Origin of the sequence: Laceyella sacchari (assembly GCF_004343255.1) — a bacterium.
Classification (GTDB): Bacteria; Bacillota; Bacilli; order Thermoactinomycetales; family Thermoactinomycetaceae; genus Laceyella; species Laceyella sacchari.
In genome coordinates this window covers 1,471,027-1,490,633 of record NZ_SMDD01000001.1, presented here as the reverse complement: position 1 = coordinate 1,490,633, position 19,607 = coordinate 1,471,027, and the positions used below count along the sequence as shown (strand labels likewise).

The window sequence follows — 19,607 nt, the reverse complement described above, 5'->3', positions numbered from 1 at the left end:
GGGGAACCCATCAAATCAGGGTGGAACCACGGGAACAACGTTCTCGTCCCTCATTTAATGAGGCGGCGGGGACGTTTTTTATTTTACCTAAAAAGAGGTGTTTAACAGTGGCAGAACAGCTGAAGATCAGGTTAAAAGATGGTTCGGAGAGAGAATATCCAGCTGGCACCACGTTTAAGGAAATTGCCGCGTCCATTTCACGTAGCTTGGCGAAGGAAGCGGTGGCCGCCAAACTGAATGGAAAAGTGTTGGATTTGATGCGCACGATCGAAGAAGACGGCGATTTGGAACTGTTGACCCTAAAGGAAGCTGAGGGGGTTGACGTGATGCGCCACACCGCGGCCCATGTTATGGCTCAAGCGGTGTCCCGCCTGTATCCTGGTGTCAAGTTCGCGATCGGTCCGGTGATTGAAAACGGGTTTTACTATGATTTTGCTGACCATACTTTCACTCCGGAAGATCTGCCCAAAATTGAGGCAGAGATGAAGAAGATCATCAAGGAAAATCTGCCGTTGGAGCGCGAAGTGCTGTCCCGCGACGAAGCGATCAAGTTTTTCGCTGAGCGGGAGGATCGTTTCAAGGTGGAGTTGATTCAAGACTTGCCGGAAGATGAAGTGATTACCATCTATCGTCAGGGCGAGTTTGTAGATTTGTGCCGTGGCCCACACCTGCCTTCTACGGGCAAGGTGAAAGCATTCAAGCTGATGAACATTTCCGGGGCATACTGGCGTGGGGATTCCGACCGGGAGATGCTGACCCGCATCTATGCCGTGGCTTTTAATAAAAAAGAAGAACTGGATGCCCATTTGAAGCTGTTGGAAGAGGCTAAACAACGCGACCATCGCAAGCTGGGCAAAGAATTGGGCTTGTTCACCTTATCCAAAGACGTGGGTCAAGGCTTGCCGATCTGGTTGCCAAAAGGGGCCAAAATCCGCCGCATCATCGAGCGTTACATTGTGGACTTGGAAGAGCGTTTGGGTTATGAGCATGTGTACACCCCCCATTTGGCCAACGTGGATCTCTACAAAACATCGGGCCATTGGGAACATTACAAAGAAGACATGTATCCGGTGATGAAGATCGACCAAGAAGAGTTGGTGTTGCGGCCAATGAACTGCCCACACCATATGATGGTGTACAAATCCCGCTTGCATAGCTACCGCGACCTGCCGATCCGGATCGCTGAGCTGGGCATGATGCACCGCTATGAGATGTCGGGGGCCTTAGCCGGTTTGCAACGGGTGCGGGTGATGACCTTGAATGATGCCCACATCTTCTGCCGCCCGGATCAGATCAAAGAAGAATTTACCCGAGTAGTGCGGCTCATTGAGCAAGTGTACAAGGATTTTGGTATCACGGATTACTATCACCGCTTGTCTTTCCGCGATCCGGAAGATAAGGAGAAATACATCCAAAATGATGAGATGTGGGAATTGGCGCAAGGTATGTTGAAAGAAACCATGGATGACATGGGATTGGACTATGTGATTGCCCCGGGTGAGGCGGCTTTCTATGGTCCGAAATTGGATGTTCAAGTCAAAACGGCGTTGGGAAAAGATGAGACCTTGTCTACTGTGCAACTGGACTTCCAATTGCCGATGCGGTTTGAATTGGAGTACATGGGCGAAGATGGCAAGATGCACCGCCCGGTTGTCCTCCACCGCGGTATTGTGGGAACGATGGAGCGCTTTGTCGCTTTCCTCATCGAGCAATACAAAGGAGCATTTCCGGCTTGGTTGGCACCAGTGCAAGCTCGCGTGCTGACGGTAAGCAAAGTGTTTGACACTTATGCGCAAGAAGTGGCAGATGTCTTGACCAGAGCCGGATTGCGAGTGGAGTTTGACAATAGTGACGAGAAGCTCGGCTATAAGATCAGAAAATCGCAAACAGAGAAAATCCCGTACACCTTGGTGATCGGGGAGAAAGAACAAGCATCCCGTTCTGTTGCGGTGCGCCGTTATGGTGAAGGGGATCTAGGTGTGATGACGGTAGACGCCTTCGCCAACCTCCTCAAGGAAGAAGTGGGGAACAAAGGGTTGCTGGTGAAAAACTAAGGGGAAATCCATTCCATAAACCGCAGTTCGATGATAACGAACTGTGGTTTTTTTTGTGCGTGAAAAGAAGGTGCGGTTGCCAATTTATGCCGTATGAAGAAGTGTGGTTCTGTCCAAAATAAGGAAAACCGACGTTCCGTGGGCCAGTTTCGCAGAGAAAGGGGGATGTGGGATGACAGATGGACGGAAGCGCAAAACATCGCGGATAAGAAAGGCCCGGCCGCTTTCTCCGAAGAAGATGTCGGCTACTGAGCCGTCCGCGTCGCCGGGGGTAAGGGAGGATGGGATACCGAGCGGTGGCGGGGCAAACCAGGCGTTCGTAGATCCGTTTCAGCGTTTGATTGAGGAGATCGGTACCCGCACAGAACTGCGGACGAGGGAGTTTTATTTACGAGGTACCAACATTCGCGCCGTATTGATATTCTTGAACGAATTGGCAAATAGCATTGTAATTAATGAGTATGTCTTGAAGCCCTTGTTAATGAATTTTCGACTTTCCGATGAGGTCGATGGGGCCAATATGCCGTCCAACCTGCTGGATATCATAAAGGATCGTTTTCTTACTGTGAATGATGTGATTAAAGTAGCGGTATCCGACGTATCATCTCATGTCTTTCACGGAAATGCGGCATTGTGGATTGAGGGTGCTGACGAGGTATTGGTGATCAATACCAAGAATAAAAAGTCGCGCAAATTTGCCGAGCCGCTGACGGAGGCTTTGGTTAGAGGTCCGCGGTTGGGTTTTAACGAAAGCCTTCAGGATAATCTGGCCATTTTGCGCCAACAAGTGGCCAATCCCAATCTGTCAGTCATCACGAAGCATGTGGGCCAACGCACCAAAAAAGAGTTGGCCATTGTTTATTTTGAGGGCATTGTCAATGAAGATTTGCTTCAAGAGGTAGAACGACGAATCGACAACATGATTGAATTGGATGATATACCGGAATCCGGTTATATTGAGCAACTGATCGAAGAGAATCATGTGACGCTCTTTCCCCAATTGCAAAGTACGGAACGGCCCGACCGCATCGTCGCCGCGCTGTTGGAAGGGCGGGTGGTTATTCTACTTGACGGCACCCCCTTTGCCTTAATCGCTCCCGTCACGTTCGCGATGTTGCTTCAGTCACCTGAAGATTATTATGAACGATGGATTCCGGGTTCCCTGATTCGCCTGTTGCGTTATTTTGCCGCATTTCTTACCATCTTTCTCCCTTCCATCTATATCGCTTTCGTCTCCTTTCATCAAGGGCTTATTCCTACCACGTTGGCTATTTCGATTGCAGCCACGAGGGAAGGGGTCCCGTTTCCATCTATCATTGAATCTTTTGTCATGGAGATTGCCATTGAAATTTTGCGTGAAGCGGGGTTGCGCCTGCCCAAACCGGTGGGACAAACGGTTGGCTTGGTTGGGGGGCTGGTGATCGGCGAAGCGGCGGTACAAGCGGGCATTGTTAGCCCGATCATGGTGATTGTGGTGTCGTTGACGGCGATTTCTTCTTTTGTCATTCCACAGTATGCGGGCGGTATCAGCATGCGTGTGTTACGGTTTGGGGCGATGATTTGCGCCGGTGTCTTGGGATTGTTTGGCGTGATCTTTTATTTTCTCATTCTCTCGATTCATTTGGTCAAATTAAAGAGTTTTGGTGTTCCCTATGTTTCTCCGGCTGCGCCTATTTACCTGTCTGATTGGAAAGATTTCGTTTTGCGCCTGCCGCAGAAAATGATGACCAGGCGTCCCAAAATGCTGTTTACGCAAGATGAGATTCGCTTGCGATCCCCGACAAAAAGGAAGTGAGTGGACATTGTTAACAAATTTGCAAGATCGCATCACTTCTACGCAAACCGCTGTCTTGGTATCCTCCTTTATCTTGGGGCTCGGCATTTTGACCCTGCCGCGCGCGGTCACTGATGAAACCGGTACCCCTGATGGTTGGATTTCGGTCATTCTGGGAGGGCTGGTAGCCATGTTGGCGGGAAGCCTTCTTGCAAAGTTCAGCCAGTGTTTTCCCGGAAAGACGTTTTACCAATACAGTAAGGACATCGCCGGTAAGTGGATCGGCAACATCATTTGTTTGTATACAGTAGGTTATTTCACCCTGTTGGCCTCATTTGAGGTCCGGGCCATGGCGGAAGTGACTGATTTTTTTCTGTTGCCAGCCACACCCAAGGAAGTGACGATGGGTATGCTTTTATTGGCCAGTGCGTATCTGGTAGTTGGCGGCTTAAATGCAGTGGCTCGATTGTACGAAGGTTTTCTTCCGATCACAGTGATCTTGTTTTTTCTCGTCTTGTTCATGGGTTTTAAGGAATTTGATGTCGATCATTTGGAACCGGTGTTGTCCAAAGGCTGGTTGCCTGTATTGCAGGGTGTCAAAACGACTTCCTTGTCCTACTTGGGACTTGAAACGATGCTATTTTTGCCCGCGTTCATGGACAAACCACGCGATGCTGTCAAAGCGGTGATCGTGGGGATCGGGATATCCATGGTATTTTATGTTTTAACAGTGATTATCGTCATAGGCGTGTTGACGGTTGATGATGTGGTGACGCTTACCTTTCCCACGATTGATCTAGCTCGGTCGGTTGAATTGGAGGGGGTGTTTTTTGAGAGGTATGAATCTTTTTTGTTGGCGGTGTGGATTTTGCAGATTTTCACCACGTTAAGCTTGTGCCATTATTTCGCAGGATTGGGTTTGAGGCACGTATTTGCCAATGAAAACTGGTTTCGCCCATTTGTTTACGGATTGTTGCCGGTGATATATGGATTGGGTTGGGTGCCGACAACAATTAATGATGTGTTTGCGGTGGGAGATCTATTGGGTTATTTGTTGCTTGGGCTTATCGTAGTTATCCCGTTGTTGCTCCTTATCATCGCGAAGATGAGGGGGATGTTGCATGCGAATCACTCCTAGAACGCTACTCATGCTGGTCTGCATGGTGTTACTGTGTGTTTGTTTGGGTGGTTGCTGGGATTATACAGACTTGGAAGAACGACACTTGCAGGTGGGTGAAGCGCTTGATTTGGCGGAGCAATCAGAAGAAGAAGAGACAAAGAGTCATCCCATGATTATGGTGACAGCGCAACATATTGTACCGGAAGCGATTGCCAGTCAAAAGGGAGGGCAACAACAGAAGCCGTATACTAATTTCTCAACAACTGACATATCGGTGTTAAAGGCTTGGCACAAGTTGTTTGAACGCTATACCCAAGTCCCCATCGTTTCACATGTGAAAGTGGTGGTGGTGAGTGAAGATTTGGCCCGCAAGCTGAATTTAAACCAATTGCTCATGGATTATCTACGTGATACGCAGATCCGGTATAGTTGTTTGCTGTTCATAGCTGAGGGACGGGCGAAACACATTTTGGAAGTGGGGGAGGACGTGCCTGCATTTGAATTGGTGGACATGGCTAAGAACCGGGAGAGGATTGGCAGTATTTTGCCGGAGATGAGTTTGCAAAAAGTGTCAGCGAAGATGGCTGCCAAGTCCAGCTTTCTGTTACAAATGATTGGTGCCAGCGAAGGAGGAAAGAAAGTTGTTGGTGCGGCTGTTATTAAAGGGAAATCGAACAAGATGATCGGCACGTTAAATCCGGGAGAAGTGACTGCGGTCAATTGGCTGACAGGGGAGACCAGATCCGATATGATTAAAGGTTTTGACGACAAAACGGGCCAATTGGTTACGGTTGAGACGTCTGAGATCAAGAGCCGGGTAAGAGCGCAAGTACAGGATGGGCGCATCACCTTTTTGGTAAAGGTGGAAGCAGATGGGGAGTTGGAAGAAGACTGGCTGTTGCCGGGAGACGCTTTTGAAGGAGATTTGTTGCAACGGGCGGGTACAGCAGTGGAAAAATCGCTGACACAGATGATCCGGCATACGCTTGACAAATTGCAGCATCAATACCATGCTGATGTGATCGGTTTCGGCAAAAAGTTGCAACTGGATCATCCCCAAGTCTGGGAAAAGATGAAGGACAAATGGGACGAGGTTTTCAGCGAGGCTGAGGTGAAAGTAGACGTCCACATTCAGGTGAGGGACTACCGAACCAAGGGACGCAAGACTAAGTGACAGGGTTTAAATGAACGGATTTTAGCCCTGTTATTTTTCTGTGTTAGGCATATATTTGGTCAATCGCTTAACGTGTGCGAGCCAGTACAGTAAAGGGATCTGCAGTGTATATCCCGATATCCTTCACTATGAATGGGAAGGAGAATGCTTGGAGCAGACTGATGACGGCATACTTGTATGGTGCAAGTCCGGTCGGAAATTGGTACACCAAAAAAGAAGGTTATGTGATGGATCGGCCGTCATTGGAATATTTTTCGTTTACAGAATGGTTCACTGCTGCCATGCAGTTCGAAAATGGGCAGATTCTCTTTTATTATTGCAATGTGGCCATGCCATCTACTGTTCATGGAGATGTGGTGTGTTTTGTTGATCTGGATTTGGATCTTATCAAAAAGGCTGAGTCGGATTGGCAAGTTGTCGAAGAAGATGAATTTCGCGATAATAGCGTAACCTATCAATATCCAGGAGAATTGATTTACCAGGCAGTCAGTTCGCTGGACAGCTTGCGACTCAAGATCGCCGATGGCGAATTTTCATTTGACGAAACGTTGTTGCGCAAGTATGTGGAAGTTGTTTCCCAATCTGATGGAAACGAATGATAGTGAACACTTATTAATGGAGGAGCTCACATGTTTTATATAATCGTGGCCAAGGATCTCAACGGCGTGATCGGAAAAGACGGTAACATGCCTTGGGGTAGAGACTTGCCCGCAGATTTGCAGCATTTCCGAAAGGTGACATGGGGACACACCGTCATCATGGGTAGAAAAACATTTGAATCAATTGGCAAACCGTTACCGGGTCGGGAGAATATTGTGTTATCCAGGAAGCGTACATGTTTGCGCGACTTTCCTGAAGTTCGCGTGACAGATTTTGACGGGGTGATGGCGGCCACCTTCTCCCGTCCCGCCTTTATCATCGGAGGTCAAGAAATCTATGAACTGTTTGCTCCCATTGCCACCAAAGCCTTCATCACCGTAGTGGAACATGAGTTTGAAGGAGATGCCTATTTCCCCCCTTTGCCGGGTGTCTGGGAAGCGGTTGCTTCATGCCGACATCCTCGGGATGAGAAGAACAAGTATAGCTGTACTTTCTATGTCTATGAAAAGCGATGATATCCCCATGCTACAACGTGTCGTCCTCGTTTTTCTCTGCGGGTGCAATAAGATTCCGTCCTTCCGACCATACTAACAGGGACACGAGGTTGGAGGGATTAGCACATGTCTGAAGTGAATATAAAGAATGACCAAGTTGAATCGCCTGAAGGGAATCCGGAGCGGCCAGCAGAGGGAGCGGATGAGCAAAAGAAAAAGGATGCTGCGCTGCAAGCTATCCAGCAATTGGGGCAAACCAATGTCCCACAACTGGAATCCAATGTGTTCTGTATGAGCATCATCGGACAAGTGGAAGGGCATCTCGTCATGCCTCCACATAACAAAACAACCAAATATGAACATATCATTCCGCAAATCGTGGCAGTAGAGCAAAATCCCAAAATCGAAGGAATGGTTATCATTCTTAACACCGTGGGCGGCGATGTCGAGGCTGGACTGGCCATCGCTGAAATGATCGCTTCCATGAGCAAACCGACCGTTTCGATTGTTTTGGGCGGAGGTCACAGTATCGGCGTACCAATTGCAGTGGCAGCAGACACATCTTTCATTGCGGAAACCGCAACGATGACCGTACACCCTGTTCGGTTGACTGGCTTGGTAATCGGTGTGCCTCAGACTTTTGAGTATTTGGAGAAAATGCAGGATCGCGTGATCCGGTTTGTGTCCCAACATTCGAATATCACAGAGGAGAAATTCCGGGAGTTGATGTTTCGGACTGGGGATTTAGCACGGGACATCGGTACCAATGTAATTGGCAAAGACGCGGTCAAATATGGGCTGATTGACCGTGTGGGCGGAATTTCGGACGCGTTGGCAGAATTGAACCGGAAGATTGCTGAGTCCAAAGGGGAGATTTTGCAGTGATTTATTATGCGGTAGTGCCGATGGAACTCGCCTTTTTTGATGAATCACAAACACCGTTGGAAGAAGTGGAGGTTGAGGGAGTGCCCATGCTGGTGCGCAGGCATAATGAACAGGAAAAGACCATTGTTCGTTTGCTCAGCGCCGATCCTGCCCATTATCTCGATCCCCGGTTTCAACCCGGACTGCGGATTAGTTTATGATGAGTGAAAAGCTCTCCTGAGTGGGGAGCTTATTTATTATGGATGGATATAGGAAAAGGAAGCGAATCTGGTAGAAGCGATCAGAGCATCAGAATTTTTTGTACCTGAGCTATCTTTGGTTGCCGTTTCAAACGGAGTAATCGGTCATATTTTGTTTAGGGTTGTTTCTATTGATACAGATAAAGGGGCAGTGGCGATGCTCGGTGGTGAAACGAATGGAGACGTGAGTTGGGTGCAGAGAGTCCATTAAGACTAACTTTTTATCTTTGCGCTTTTATATTGTATGTAGTAAACCAACCAACCGATGATTAAGCCGTAGATGGTCCAGGCGGAATTCATAATAATAAGGGTTATTGCTTTTACGTCTCCCCAGCCCATGATGGTTTCACTCCAACCAATGGTGGGGTTGTTTGCGATAAGGGGCTTTTGCACTTCAGGAAAAAAGAAGAGAGAAACAACGATCTGTAAACTATAGAAGGACAATGTAGTCGCTGATGAATAGGTAAAAAAGGGTATACGATGTTTTTGAATCACCCAGGCTACGCCACTAAGCCCTATCATGAATAAGTTGAAGCGACTACCCAGATCAATCCAAGCCCAATAGGTGAGCATCTGCTTTTGGTTTCCAACCTCAACTTGCTGGCCTAAGTAGTAAGCATATCCGTTATACATTAGAAATATGAGTAAAAATACCCATATTAAAAACGGAAATTTTCTGAACATACCATCACTCCTATTGTTTAGATTAGCTAGAGAAGGATGCATTTCATATTTGCAGGCAGCATTGCCTTCTCATCCATTCTAAATATGATCACGTTTGGATGGGAAGTCGTTCTATTTAATAGTACAACAACAAGAGCTTCAATACATACAAAAACAAATGTCGAGGTCATCTTAATGTGAAAAAGGTTTCCTTTAAATTGGTGAATCATTAAACTTTTTTTACTTACACAACGCTTTGATCAAAGTCTTGAGATGATACATGGAGGCAACCTTTTGTAGAAAATGATGTATTTTTGACAAAAAAATTAATTTATTCGCGAATATATATATGGGGCAGCCGTTCAACTCAATATGATCATGATCGATGGTCGGAAAAACTTGGTTCGCTGAAAAATGGATGGATTCGACGGGCTTTATTATTCGAATGCGTAGTGTGTTTACAATGATTTACTTCCTTATCCAGCATCTTATAACGGAGGGATAACTATGGCGATACAATATGTGGCTTTGATATATGCGGTACTGACATCGATTCTCTTCTTTGGAATAAACATTTTGGGTCAGAAGCGGGAATGGAAACAAAAAACGACCTATATGTTGTTTATTGCTTTGGATGTTATCTTGATTCTTGTTTTTGTCTTTTTGATCTTTAATGGAACAATCGATATAAAGTGGAAATGAGCGATCTGACTGAGTTTATGTGATCATATGTGAGAAGTTTGCTCCAGTACAGCTGATTTTCTTCGTGACGCCCTTTTTCAGCCATCGATCAACCAAAGTATAGGGGTAGAAGGAGCATCCACCTTGATGGATGAATATCACCAATTTTTTGCAGATATTTCTTCTACCCCTACCGCAATGTTTGACAGTTTCGAGTGACGAAAAACCGAACCTGAATCGGATTAGCAGAGGTGCTCACATTCTGTTGCTTATCCCAAAAGCGAAATTCTAAATATACGAAAAAGCCACATACCATTGTCTTTGTGGCTTTTTCATATTATGTGATTATATCGAGTTGCTCATTTTTATCGTGAATTTTATCTCGACTGAAGGATGTAGTTGGCCGTGAATTTTCCTGATTTGATAGCTCCGATGACTCCATGTGTGTTGGGTGTCCAATGACCGGCCAAATACAACCCCTCGATCGGCGTGGTTGGCCCCATGTTTTCTGCCCAAGGTTGGGTGGCAGATTTCATCCAACCATAAATCGCTCCGTTGTGATTGGATGTGTATCGTTCAACTGTTTTCGGGGTGGCGAACTCTTGAAAAACCAATTTTTCTTGAATACCGGGTAGTTTCTTTTCCACTAATGCCACATAATGGCGTTCAATCGCTTCTTTACCGAGTTGGGTGCGAGCTTTTTCCAGATGGGAGGCTGAGCACAAGGACATGAATGTCATAATTGCATATCCGTCGGGGGCCAATCCGGGATCAACGGTAGAAGGACAACAAACAAGGATACAGGGTTCTGTTTCCGGATTCAGTGGATCATACAAGTATTGTGCTTCTGTCTCCAGTTCCCGATCGGGAAAGAGGAACAGTTCGTGTGGAAGAGATTGGGTATCATGGTTGGACACCGCTCCGTATAGTATCACCGCCGAGTAGGAAGGTATCATTTGTTTCATGTTTTGCAGGTAAGTGGAAGGCAAATGTTCTGCCCCTAAAAGATCTATCAGCGTTGTTCGGATGTCGGCATTGGAAATCACGGTGTTTGCCAGATAACAGTTTCCTTTATGGTCAAGCACGCCCGTGACGCGCTTACCGTCGAACAGGATTTTTGACACTTTTTTATTGAGTTGGACGATCCCACCTTTTGATTCGATATAATCGCGCAAGAGATTGGCCATCGTTTGCGATCCTCCTCGCGGATAATACGCGCCATGATGATAAGAAGCCATCATCGCCATCATAAACGGGGTGCTCAATTGGTTGGTCGGCACACCGCCATAGGGATGCAATGCTCCCAGCACCAATGCAGCATGGGGATGAGAAAAACGCCCCTGCAAGTACTGGGCAAAAGACAGATGGGCTACTTCCATCAGCCGCTGAAGAATATGGGGTTCCTGTTGAAACTGATCGTGCAAGATGATGGTTCCCAATTGCTTAATCTCTGCGATGGTTTCCTCGATCACTTCTTTATCTGCGGGAAACCATTTCCCCATCAACGCAGACAGTTGATCGAGGTTGGCAGGAATCTCATAATGACGGGAGCCCAGCTTGAGATGGAACATGGGATTTACTTCTAAAAATTCAATGTCACCAGATAGGCCCAACTCCTCGTACAGTGAATGAATAATCCCTCCTGGTTGGCATCCGCCGATCAAATGAATTCCTGCATCAAAAAGAAAGGTGCCCCTTCGGAAAGACTGGGCGCACCCCCCAACCACATAATGTTGTTCTAAAACGGATACTTTCATCCCTGCTTTGGCCAATAACGCTCCAGCGGTGAGACCGCCCAATCCAGAACCGATAATGATGACATCAAGGTCTGTGTTCGCTTGTTTCACTTTCGTTCCTCCATAAATTTATATTGATTATATTATTTTATGATTAATAAATATATAAAGGGGCTTTAAAATAGATAAGTTAATGACAATTAGTTAAATATTGTGTGAGTGCGGTGATCTGCCCCCATTGACATGCACGTGTTGAAGGCTTGTGCACGATGAAAGATAAACTGAATCGATATACTCTGATGAAAACTTGCATGTGCCGCCTTAAATGATTAACGAAATGATGATTTCGTTAATCAACAATAAAACTCTATTAAAAATGAGTTTTTACGTCATGTTGGCGTATGCTGTGGTTTTGCAATATAGTACCTTTTAGAGCGTATCTGATGAATAGGCAGCGGCTCCAAAACCGTTTTCTCATTCGCTTCACTTGTGTATAGGCGCTCATCGTGAAAAGGTTCTTCCTCCGCTTCTCCCTACCAACTTGATTTGCTAGACACACCCTAATAATGCCCTATCCGAACACCCGAACGAGGGTTTTTTTATTTTTCGCTTTTTCGGTGGGCAGGGAATGGGCATGTCGATAGGAAATTTTGTAAGGTGAGATCATTCGCCGACCAGCCGGGGGTGAAAAGAACAGATAAATCAGAAATGTCAAGAGAAGAAATCCTGCTGGTGAGCTTTTCCATGTTATAATGGAAAGCGATGGCTAAGTGAAAGGTGATCGAAATGGCAAGGAGAAAGAAAAAAAAGAAGCAACCTGAACAACTAAAGCGTGAAATATTATTCGAAATTTACGGCATCACCCTTTTGGCCTTATCTTTTATCACTATGGCAAGTTATGGCGCCATCGGGCGAAACCTGACGTATTTGGCACGGTTTATTGTAGGAACTTGGGATTTTGTTGTGCCGATCATCGGCATCTGGCTGGCAGTGTACGTAATGATCAATCGGAAATGGCCACAACGCTGGTCGCCGCGAATGACGGGCGTGTTGTTGGTGTTTTTGTCACTGCTGGCTTATAACCATTATCTCACCTTCCACACTTTGCAGACCAAACAAGGCATTGTCGACGCCACGTGGTACCTGTTGTTGGATGAGCGGACTTCCGCCGTTCCCCAAGACATTGGCAGTGGCATGGTGGGTGCTGTCCTCTACGCTCTGTTGCGGTTTTTGTTTGCTGACACAGGCACATTGATTGTGCTGGGGGCATTCGTGCTGAGCGGGCTTCTCTTGATCGCTGATTTTTCGTATGTAAAGGCGTTTAAGAAGACCAAGGGCTGGATCAAGAAGATGAAGAAAAAAGTGAAACGAAGCCTGATTGAATGGCTGCGTGGATATGTAGCTAAACAAGCTCGCCGCCAGCAAAAGCGGCACAAAGCGCCTGCCTCGTCACGACGGCGGGAGGATGCCGAGCAAGGTGTTAGCAATGAGCCGATCGTCGAACCGATCATTTATGATTTCGCCGATCATGCTTACCAGAAAGAAGCAGGAGATGACATGAAGCCGAAGCAGTTGCAGCTTCAGCTCAAGACAGAAGAAGGATCAACTCCTCGCCAAGATGTCCCAGTCCAGGCGGCTGGTTCAGCTGAACCGGTCAAAGAGGAAGAGTTGGTGGTCCGGTTCCAGTCGCACACGCCGGCAGAATACCGGTTGCCTCCGCTTTCATTGCTCACCAAATTCAAACGGAAACATCAGCTGAATCAAGGGGATTATCAGGAAAACGCCAAAATCCTGGTCGAAAAGTTGAAGAGTTTCGGTGTAAAGGCCAATGTGATCGGAATTCATCGGGGGCCGGCTGTGACGCGGTATGAGATTCAGCCGGAGACAGGAGTGAAAGTGAGCCGGATCGTCAATCTGGCAGATGACATCGCATTGGCTTTGGCAGCTCAAGATATTCGTATTGAAGCGCCTATTCCCGGTAAATCCGCGGTGGGGATTGAAGTCCCCAATCCCGAAGTCGCCAAAGTCGGGTTGCGTGATGTGATAGAAAGTTTGCCATACCAAGACAACCAATCCAAGCTGAGTATTGCTTTAGGACGAGATATTTATGGTGAGCCCAAGGTGGACAGCTTGGCGAAAATGCCCCATTTGCTGATCGCGGGGGCGACCGGTTCGGGTAAAAGTGTTTGTATTAACGGCATCGTTGTCAGTTTGCTCTACAAGGCGCGTCCAGACGAAGTGAAGCTCCTGATGATTGACCCCAAAATGGTTGAGTTAAACGTGTACAACGGTATTCCTCATCTGTTGGTGCCCGTGGTGACGGAGCCGCGCAAAGCAGCTGTCGCTCTCAAAAAAGTGGTGGCCGAGATGGAGAAGCGATATGAGCTGTTCGCCAAGATGGGAGCGCGTGATATTGAACGGTATAACCAGATGGTCGCAGAACGGAAAGAGAATGGAAGAGAGCCGTTGCCCTATATTGTGGTCATTGTCGATGAGTTGGCGGATTTGATGATGGTTGCGCCATCCGATGTGGAAGACGCGATTTGCCGCTTGGCACAAATGGCCCGTGCCGCGGGGATTCATTTGATCATTGCCACGCAACGTCCGTCCGTCGATGTTATCACGGGTGTGATTAAAGCGAATATCCCTTCCCGGATCGCCTTTGCTGTTTCCTCACAAGCTGACTCGCGAACCATTCTCGACATGGGCGGCGCTGAAAAGTTATTGGGTCGAGGGGATATGTTGTATTTGCCAACCGGTGCCTCCAAACCGATTCGGATTCAAGGGGCTTTTGTCACAGATGAAGAGGTGGAGGCAGTGGTGAAGTTCGTAAAAGGTCAGCAGGAACCCCATTACCAAGAAGAGATGATTCCGCAGGCGGGTGAGAATCAGACGCAGGATATGACTGACGAGCTTTATCCGCAAGCGGTTCAGATTGTGTTGGAATCACAGTCGGCTTCAGCTTCCCTTCTGCAACGCCGCTTGCGGGTTGGATACACTCGGGCTGCGCGCCTGATCGATATGATGGAAGGAGACGGTCTGATCGGTCCCTATGAAGGCAGCAAACCGCGCGAAGTGTTAATGACGAAAGAACAATATGAACAAAAACAAAACAGTAGCCAAATAAGTAAACCCATGGTATAACATTTATGGGCGAAGCTTTATTTGACATCCAAATAATGTTTTTATCAAAAATATAGAATTCCTCTGGATTGATACGTATTTTTTCTGTATTGGTTAGAGGGGGGTTTTTTGCGTCAGATGAAGCTTGGCACTACAAGCGATTTGTTGCTGCAAGGGGGAAAATGGAAATGGTAAGAAAAGCATGGGCTGCCGTGTTGGCGGGTGTCCTGGCTGTCTCTTTGGTCGGTTGTTCCGGTCAAAATGCAGGACAAGCTGGTGGCAAAGGATTTTCGGTAGGCATGGTAACGGATACGGGAGGTTTGAATGACGAGTCATTCAACCAAAGCGCTTGGTCCGGCATTGAACGTTCCCAAAAAGAATTGAGCACGGATATCAAGGCTCTAGAATCCAAACGTGACGAAGACTATGTTCCTAACTTGACCAAATTTGCCCGTGAAGGCCGCAATATCACTTGGGGCATTGGCTTTAAGTTTAACAAAGCGATCCCAGAAGTGGCTAACCAATTTCAAAACGTACACTTTGGCATTGTGGACGACAATTTGGGCGGAAATATTCCGAAGAATGTAACGGCAGTAACCTTTAAAGAAGAAGAAGGTTCCTTCCTTGTCGGGGCGATTGCTGGTCTGACGACGAAAACAAATAAAGTTGGCTTTATCGGCGGAATGACCTCTCCTTTGATCAAAAAGTTTGAAGCTGGTTTCATCGCAGGGGTGAAAGCGGTAAATCCTAATGCGGAAGTACAGGTTGCTTATGCTGAAAGCTTCACCGACGCGACGAAAGGTCGTTCTTTGGCTCAGTCCATGTACAACGGAAACGTTGACATCATTTACCATGCTTCCGGTGGTGTGGGCAAAGGACTGTTTGATGAAGTGAAAGTGCGTGAACAAGGCAAATTCTGGGCTATCGGTGTTGACATGGACCAATCCAAGCTGGCACCGGAACACACCTTGACTTCCATGATCAAAAAAGTGGATGTTGCCGTGTTTGATGTGATCAAAGAATTGAAAGAAGGAAAACTCAAAGGCGGCGAGCAAAAAGAGTTTGGCTTGAAAGAAGGCGGCGTAAGCTTTGTGAAAAGCAAACACATCAGTGACGATGTAGTAAAAAAAGTGGAAGAGTTCCAACAAAAAATCATCAAAGGCGAAATCAAGGTGCCAACCACGCCTGAAGAAGCAAAAAACTTTAAAGCGAACTAATCAGGCGGAGCAAAGAGTTGGAGGAACACTCCAACTCTTTTTTATGTCCAAATTAGAAAAACATATTGAAATTCTGTGGTTATAGTATCTATTTATAAAAATATCTCTTCCTTATTCTAATTATCTCATGTATACTAGAAATCCCTCTTGTTTTAATCCGCTTTCATTTGGAAGAGAGATGGTTCGCCGTTTTTTTTGATTTTGGCATCATGTATACTGCTGTAAGCGTTGTCTCATTCTAAAATGGAAAGATAAGTGATATAAACAAGGGGAGAAAACACGATCCTTTTTATTTATAAAGGGGGGAAGCCTGTGAACGTCGTTGAGATGCTAGGAATAACCAAACGGTTCCCGGGAATCGTTGCCAACGATCAAATTCATCTCACTGTGAAAAAAGGTGAGATTCATGCCTTGCTTGGGGAAAATGGAGCTGGAAAGTCAACATTGATGAACATCCTGTTTGGCTTGTATCAGCCGGATGAGGGTGAAATTCGCATCAAGGAACAACCGGTTACCATCACAGGCCCCACAATGGCCAATAAGCTTGGAATCGGAATGGTTCACCAACACTTTATGTTAGTCCAACCATTCACTGTCACCGAAAACATCATTCTGGGTGATGAACGGAGCAAGTTGGGTATCATCGATGTAAAAAAAGCGGAAAGTGAGATCCGGCGTCTGTCGGAACGCTATAATCTCAAGGTGGATCCCACGGCCAAAATATCTGATATTTCCGTAGGCATGCAACAACGGGTGGAAATCCTCAAAACATTGTACCGTGGCGCTGATATTTTGATCTTTGACGAGCCGACTGCTGTGTTGACTCCGCAAGAGATCAATGAATTGATGGAAATTATGCGGAACCTTGTAAAAGAAGGGAAAACAATTATCTTCATCACACATAAGCTGAAAGAAATTATGAGCACTTGCGACCGGGTAACGGTGATTCGCCGCGGAAAGGTGATCAAGACGGTCGATGTGCAAGATACGGATGAGAATCAACTAGCCGCGTTGATGGTTGGCCGGGAGGTCTCTTTCGAGATCGAAAAAGCAGAAGCCAATCCAAGTCAAACGGTGTTGGATATTGCCAATCTGGTTGTTGAAGACAATCGCGGCGTAGAAGTGGTTCGCGGGCTGAACATGCAAGTGAGAGCCGGTGAAGTGGTCGGCTTGGCTGGTGTGGACGGTAACGGACAAACTGAATTGATCGAAGCGATCACCGGCTTGCGTCCGGTAAAAGCCGGGACGATTCGACTTGGCGGGCACGATGTGACCAATGCAAGCCCTCGCAAGGTGACCGAAGCAGGCGTGGGCCACATCCCCGAGGACCGTCACAAACGCGGGCTTGTCCTTGACTTTTCGGTTAGTGAAAACATGGTCTTGCAAACATACTACCAAGCGCCGTTTTCAAAAAATGGGCTGATACAAAAAGAAGAAGTGGATCTATACGCGGAGCGATTGATCAGCGAGTTTGACGTGCGCACGCCTGATAAACACGTGCCTATTCGTGCTTTGTCCGGAGGTAACCAGCAAAAAGCGATTATCGCTCGGGAAGTGGACCGCAATCCCGACTTTTTGATCGCGGCCCAACCGACCCGTGGGTTGGACGTGGGGGCGATTGAGTTCATCCATCGCCGGATCATCGAACAACGAGATAAGGGCAAAGCCGTGCTGTTGGTCTCTTTGGAGCTGGATGAAGTCCTGAAATTGAGTGATCGGGTGGCCGTGATTTATGAAGGGAAAATCGTCGGTTGGGTTGATCCGAAAAACACCTCCGAAGAAGAATTGGGCTTGTTGATGGCCGGCAGTGTCAAACAACAGGAGGTGAAGGCGGAATGAAAGTCTTGTCTCGCATAAATTCACAATCTACTTTTATCACTTCCCTGTTGTCCATTCTTTTAGGGATGTTGATTGGCGCGATCATGATGGTGGTAGCCGGATATGATCCGATTGCGGCTTACAACGCGTTATTCGTCAGTGCGTTGGTGCAGCCATACGACTTGGGTGAAACGCTCCGGACGATTACGCCTCTGATCTTGACTGGATTGGCGGTTGCCTTGGCGTTTCGGACGGGCTTGTTCAACATCGGTGTCGAGGGGCAGTTTATCGTGGGTCAGTTGGTGGCGATTATCGTCGGGCTCAAATTGAATCTGCCACCTGTTTTGCACGCCTTTGTAGCTGTGATCGCCGGTGGCTTGGCCGGAGCTGTATGGGGCTTGGTGCCAGGCTTGTTGAAGGCAACGCGCGGGGTTCACGAGGTGATCATCTCAATCATGATGAACTTTATCGCCTTGTACCTGTCGAACGCATTGGTTTTCCACTGGTTGTCCAATGGGGCCGATTCGACCCCGAAAATCATGGATTCTGCTTCGTTACGCATTGATGCTGTTTCACAAATGTTCGGAGGCGCCCGTTTGCATTTTGGACTTATCCTTGCGATCTTGGCCGCTTTCGTTATGTATGTGCTTGTATGGCGTACCCGGTTGGGATATGAATTGCGCGCGGTTGGACATAATCCGCTGGCAGCAGAATACGCTGGCATGAGCGTTAAACGCAACATCATTTTGTCCATGATGTTCAGTGGTGCGTTTGCCGGTTTGGCCGGCGCGGGCGAAGCATTGGGTACAAGCGGTTATCTGGCGATTCAACCTGCCTTCACAGGTATTGGGTTTGATGGCATTGCGGTAGCCTTGTTGGGTGCCAGCACTCCACTAGGTGTCGTATTGGCTTCTGTGCTGTTTGGTATCCTCACATATGGCGGCGGAAACATGCAGTTTGAAGCCGGGGTGCCATTTGAAGTCATTCGGGTAGTGTTTGCCGCAATCATCTTGTTTGTAGCTGCCAATGTGACCGGCCGACTCATGGGCAAATTCAGCCGGAATAAAGGGGGGGACAAGCGTGCTTGATACGTTGACCAACATATTATCAACAACTGTCATTTATGCCACCCCGTTGATTTTGGCCGGGATGGGTGGCCTGTACTCTGAGCGATCCGGTGTTGTCAATATCGGGTTGGAGGGATTGATGACCATTGGTGCCTTCACCGCGGTCGTTTCCACTCTAACAACCGGTAATCCATGGTTGGGTCTGCTGTTTGCAGTTCTTGCCGGGGTGTTGCTCGCATTGCCGCACGCTGTCGCCTCCATTACATTCAAAGCGGATCAAGTGGTTAGCGGTGTGGCGATCAACTTTTTGGCTTTAGGGTTATCCGTTTATTTGGTTAAGCACTTGTATGATGGTGCCGGACAAACCCCGGTGGTGGAAAACAAGTTGAATGCCATCGCGATTCCGTTTTTAAGCGATATTCCTGTGATCGGCCCCTCTCTCTTTAAAGCGTTGCCTACTACGTATATCGCGATTTTGGTGGTACTGATCAGTTACTATCTGCTTACCCGTACCACCTTTGGCATGCGGTTGCGCGCGGTGGGCGAACATCCACATGCAGCGGAGACAGCGGGCGTATCCGTGGTGAAAATGCGCTATGTTGCCGTATTGATCAGTGGCGCGCTGGCCGCATTAGGGGGAGCTGGATTGTCGATTGCCATTGGCAGTGAGTTCAACCAAGGTACAGTGGCGGGTCAAGGGTTTATTGCTTTGGCCGCGCTGATTTTCGGTAAGTGGCGTCCGTTTGGGGTACTGGGGGCGGCAACGTTCTTTGGTTTTGCCGTAGCGTTGACCTTGACAGGCCAGCTGTTTAATGTAACGAAATACGTGCCCAGTGAAGTGCTGAGCATGTTGCCTTATGTGTTGACCATCCTGGCGTTGGCCGGCTTCGTAGGCCGGGCGGAAGCGCCTGCCGCAGTTGGGAAACCATACGAAAAAGGAAGCCGTTAATCCTCATCAAAAG

At 47.5% G+C, this 19,607-nt stretch carries 15 protein-coding genes; 13 read left to right on the top strand and 2 right to left on the bottom strand.

Annotated features, from left to right (window positions below):
* Positions 1-107: 107 nt before the first annotated feature.
* The 8 genes from thrS (at position 108) to EDC32_RS07070 (ending at position 8,301) form a co-directional block, all read left to right on the top strand.
* Positions 108-2,054, top strand: coding sequence for a threonine--tRNA ligase (gene thrS / locus EDC32_RS07105; protein ID WP_132220845.1), 1,947 nt, complete (start codon positions 108-110; stop codon positions 2,052-2,054).
* A 172-nt stretch (positions 2,055-2,226) separates the two neighbouring features.
* Complete coding sequence (locus EDC32_RS07100) at positions 2,227-3,849, top strand: spore germination protein (RefSeq protein ID WP_132220843.1); 1,623 nt, start codon at positions 2,227-2,229, stop codon at positions 3,847-3,849.
* A gap of 7 nt (positions 3,850-3,856) precedes the next feature.
* Positions 3,857-4,966 (top strand): GerAB/ArcD/ProY family transporter, encoded by a 1,110-nt coding sequence (locus tag EDC32_RS07095; protein ID WP_211341893.1) that lies wholly within the window; start codon positions 3,857-3,859, stop codon positions 4,964-4,966.
* Complete coding sequence (locus EDC32_RS07090) at positions 4,950-6,122, top strand: Ger(x)C family spore germination protein (protein WP_132220839.1); 1,173 nt, start codon at positions 4,950-4,952, stop codon at positions 6,120-6,122. The genes EDC32_RS07095 and EDC32_RS07090 overlap by 17 nt, the downstream gene beginning before the upstream one ends.
* 161 nt (positions 6,123-6,283) lie before the next feature.
* Positions 6,284-6,721: a DUF402 domain-containing protein gene (locus tag EDC32_RS07085; RefSeq protein WP_158283264.1), complete on the top strand. Its 438-nt coding sequence runs from the start codon at positions 6,284-6,286 to the stop codon at positions 6,719-6,721.
* A 30-nt stretch (positions 6,722-6,751) separates the two neighbouring features.
* Entirely contained in the window at positions 6,752-7,237 is a 486-nt protein-coding gene (locus tag EDC32_RS07080) for a dihydrofolate reductase (protein WP_132220836.1), read from the top strand.
* A 105-nt stretch (positions 7,238-7,342) separates the two neighbouring features.
* Entirely contained in the window at positions 7,343-8,101 is a 759-nt protein-coding gene (locus EDC32_RS07075; protein WP_132220834.1) for a ClpP family protease, read from the top strand.
* Positions 8,098-8,301 carry a YlzJ-like family protein gene (locus EDC32_RS07070; RefSeq protein WP_132220832.1) on the top strand — a complete coding sequence of 68 codons (204 nt, stop codon included), beginning with the start codon at positions 8,098-8,100 and terminating at the stop codon, positions 8,299-8,301. The genes EDC32_RS07075 and EDC32_RS07070 overlap by 4 nt, the downstream gene beginning before the upstream one ends.
* 252 nt (positions 8,302-8,553) lie before the next feature.
* On the opposite strand, the gene EDC32_RS07065 is transcribed toward EDC32_RS07070, so the two are convergent.
* Positions 8,554-9,024 carry a hypothetical protein gene (locus tag EDC32_RS07065; RefSeq protein WP_132220830.1) on the bottom strand — a complete coding sequence of 157 codons (471 nt, stop codon included), beginning with the start codon at positions 9,022-9,024 and terminating at the stop codon, positions 8,554-8,556.
* Between the two features lie 1,037 nt (positions 9,025-10,061).
* Positions 10,062-11,531: a phytoene desaturase family protein gene (locus tag EDC32_RS07060; RefSeq protein ID WP_158283263.1), complete on the bottom strand. Its 1,470-nt coding sequence runs from the start codon at positions 11,529-11,531 to the stop codon at positions 10,062-10,064.
* A 675-nt stretch (positions 11,532-12,206) separates the two neighbouring features.
* On the opposite strand from EDC32_RS07060, the gene EDC32_RS07055 reads away from it, so the two are divergent.
* The 5 genes from EDC32_RS07055 (at position 12,207) to EDC32_RS07035 (ending at position 19,594) form a co-directional block, all read left to right on the top strand.
* On the top strand, positions 12,207-14,564 hold the full coding sequence (locus EDC32_RS07055) for an FtsK/SpoIIIE family DNA translocase (RefSeq protein ID WP_132220826.1): 2,358 nt from the start codon (positions 12,207-12,209) through the stop codon (positions 14,562-14,564).
* Positions 14,565-14,731: 167 nt separating this feature from the next.
* Positions 14,732-15,760: a BMP family lipoprotein gene (locus EDC32_RS07050; RefSeq protein WP_132220824.1), complete on the top strand. Its 1,029-nt coding sequence runs from the start codon at positions 14,732-14,734 to the stop codon at positions 15,758-15,760.
* Between the two features lie 327 nt (positions 15,761-16,087).
* Positions 16,088-17,599 (top strand): ABC transporter ATP-binding protein, encoded by a 1,512-nt coding sequence (locus tag EDC32_RS07045; RefSeq protein WP_132221007.1) that lies wholly within the window; start codon positions 16,088-16,090, stop codon positions 17,597-17,599.
* Positions 17,596-18,666 (top strand): ABC transporter permease, encoded by a 1,071-nt coding sequence (locus EDC32_RS07040; protein ID WP_132220822.1) that lies wholly within the window; start codon positions 17,596-17,598, stop codon positions 18,664-18,666. The genes EDC32_RS07045 and EDC32_RS07040 overlap by 4 nt, the downstream gene beginning before the upstream one ends.
* Positions 18,659-19,594 carry an ABC transporter permease gene (locus tag EDC32_RS07035; protein ID WP_022737591.1) on the top strand — a complete coding sequence of 312 codons (936 nt, stop codon included), beginning with the start codon at positions 18,659-18,661 and terminating at the stop codon, positions 19,592-19,594. The genes EDC32_RS07040 and EDC32_RS07035 overlap by 8 nt, the downstream gene beginning before the upstream one ends.
* The last annotated feature ends 13 nt before the right edge of the window (positions 19,595-19,607 follow it).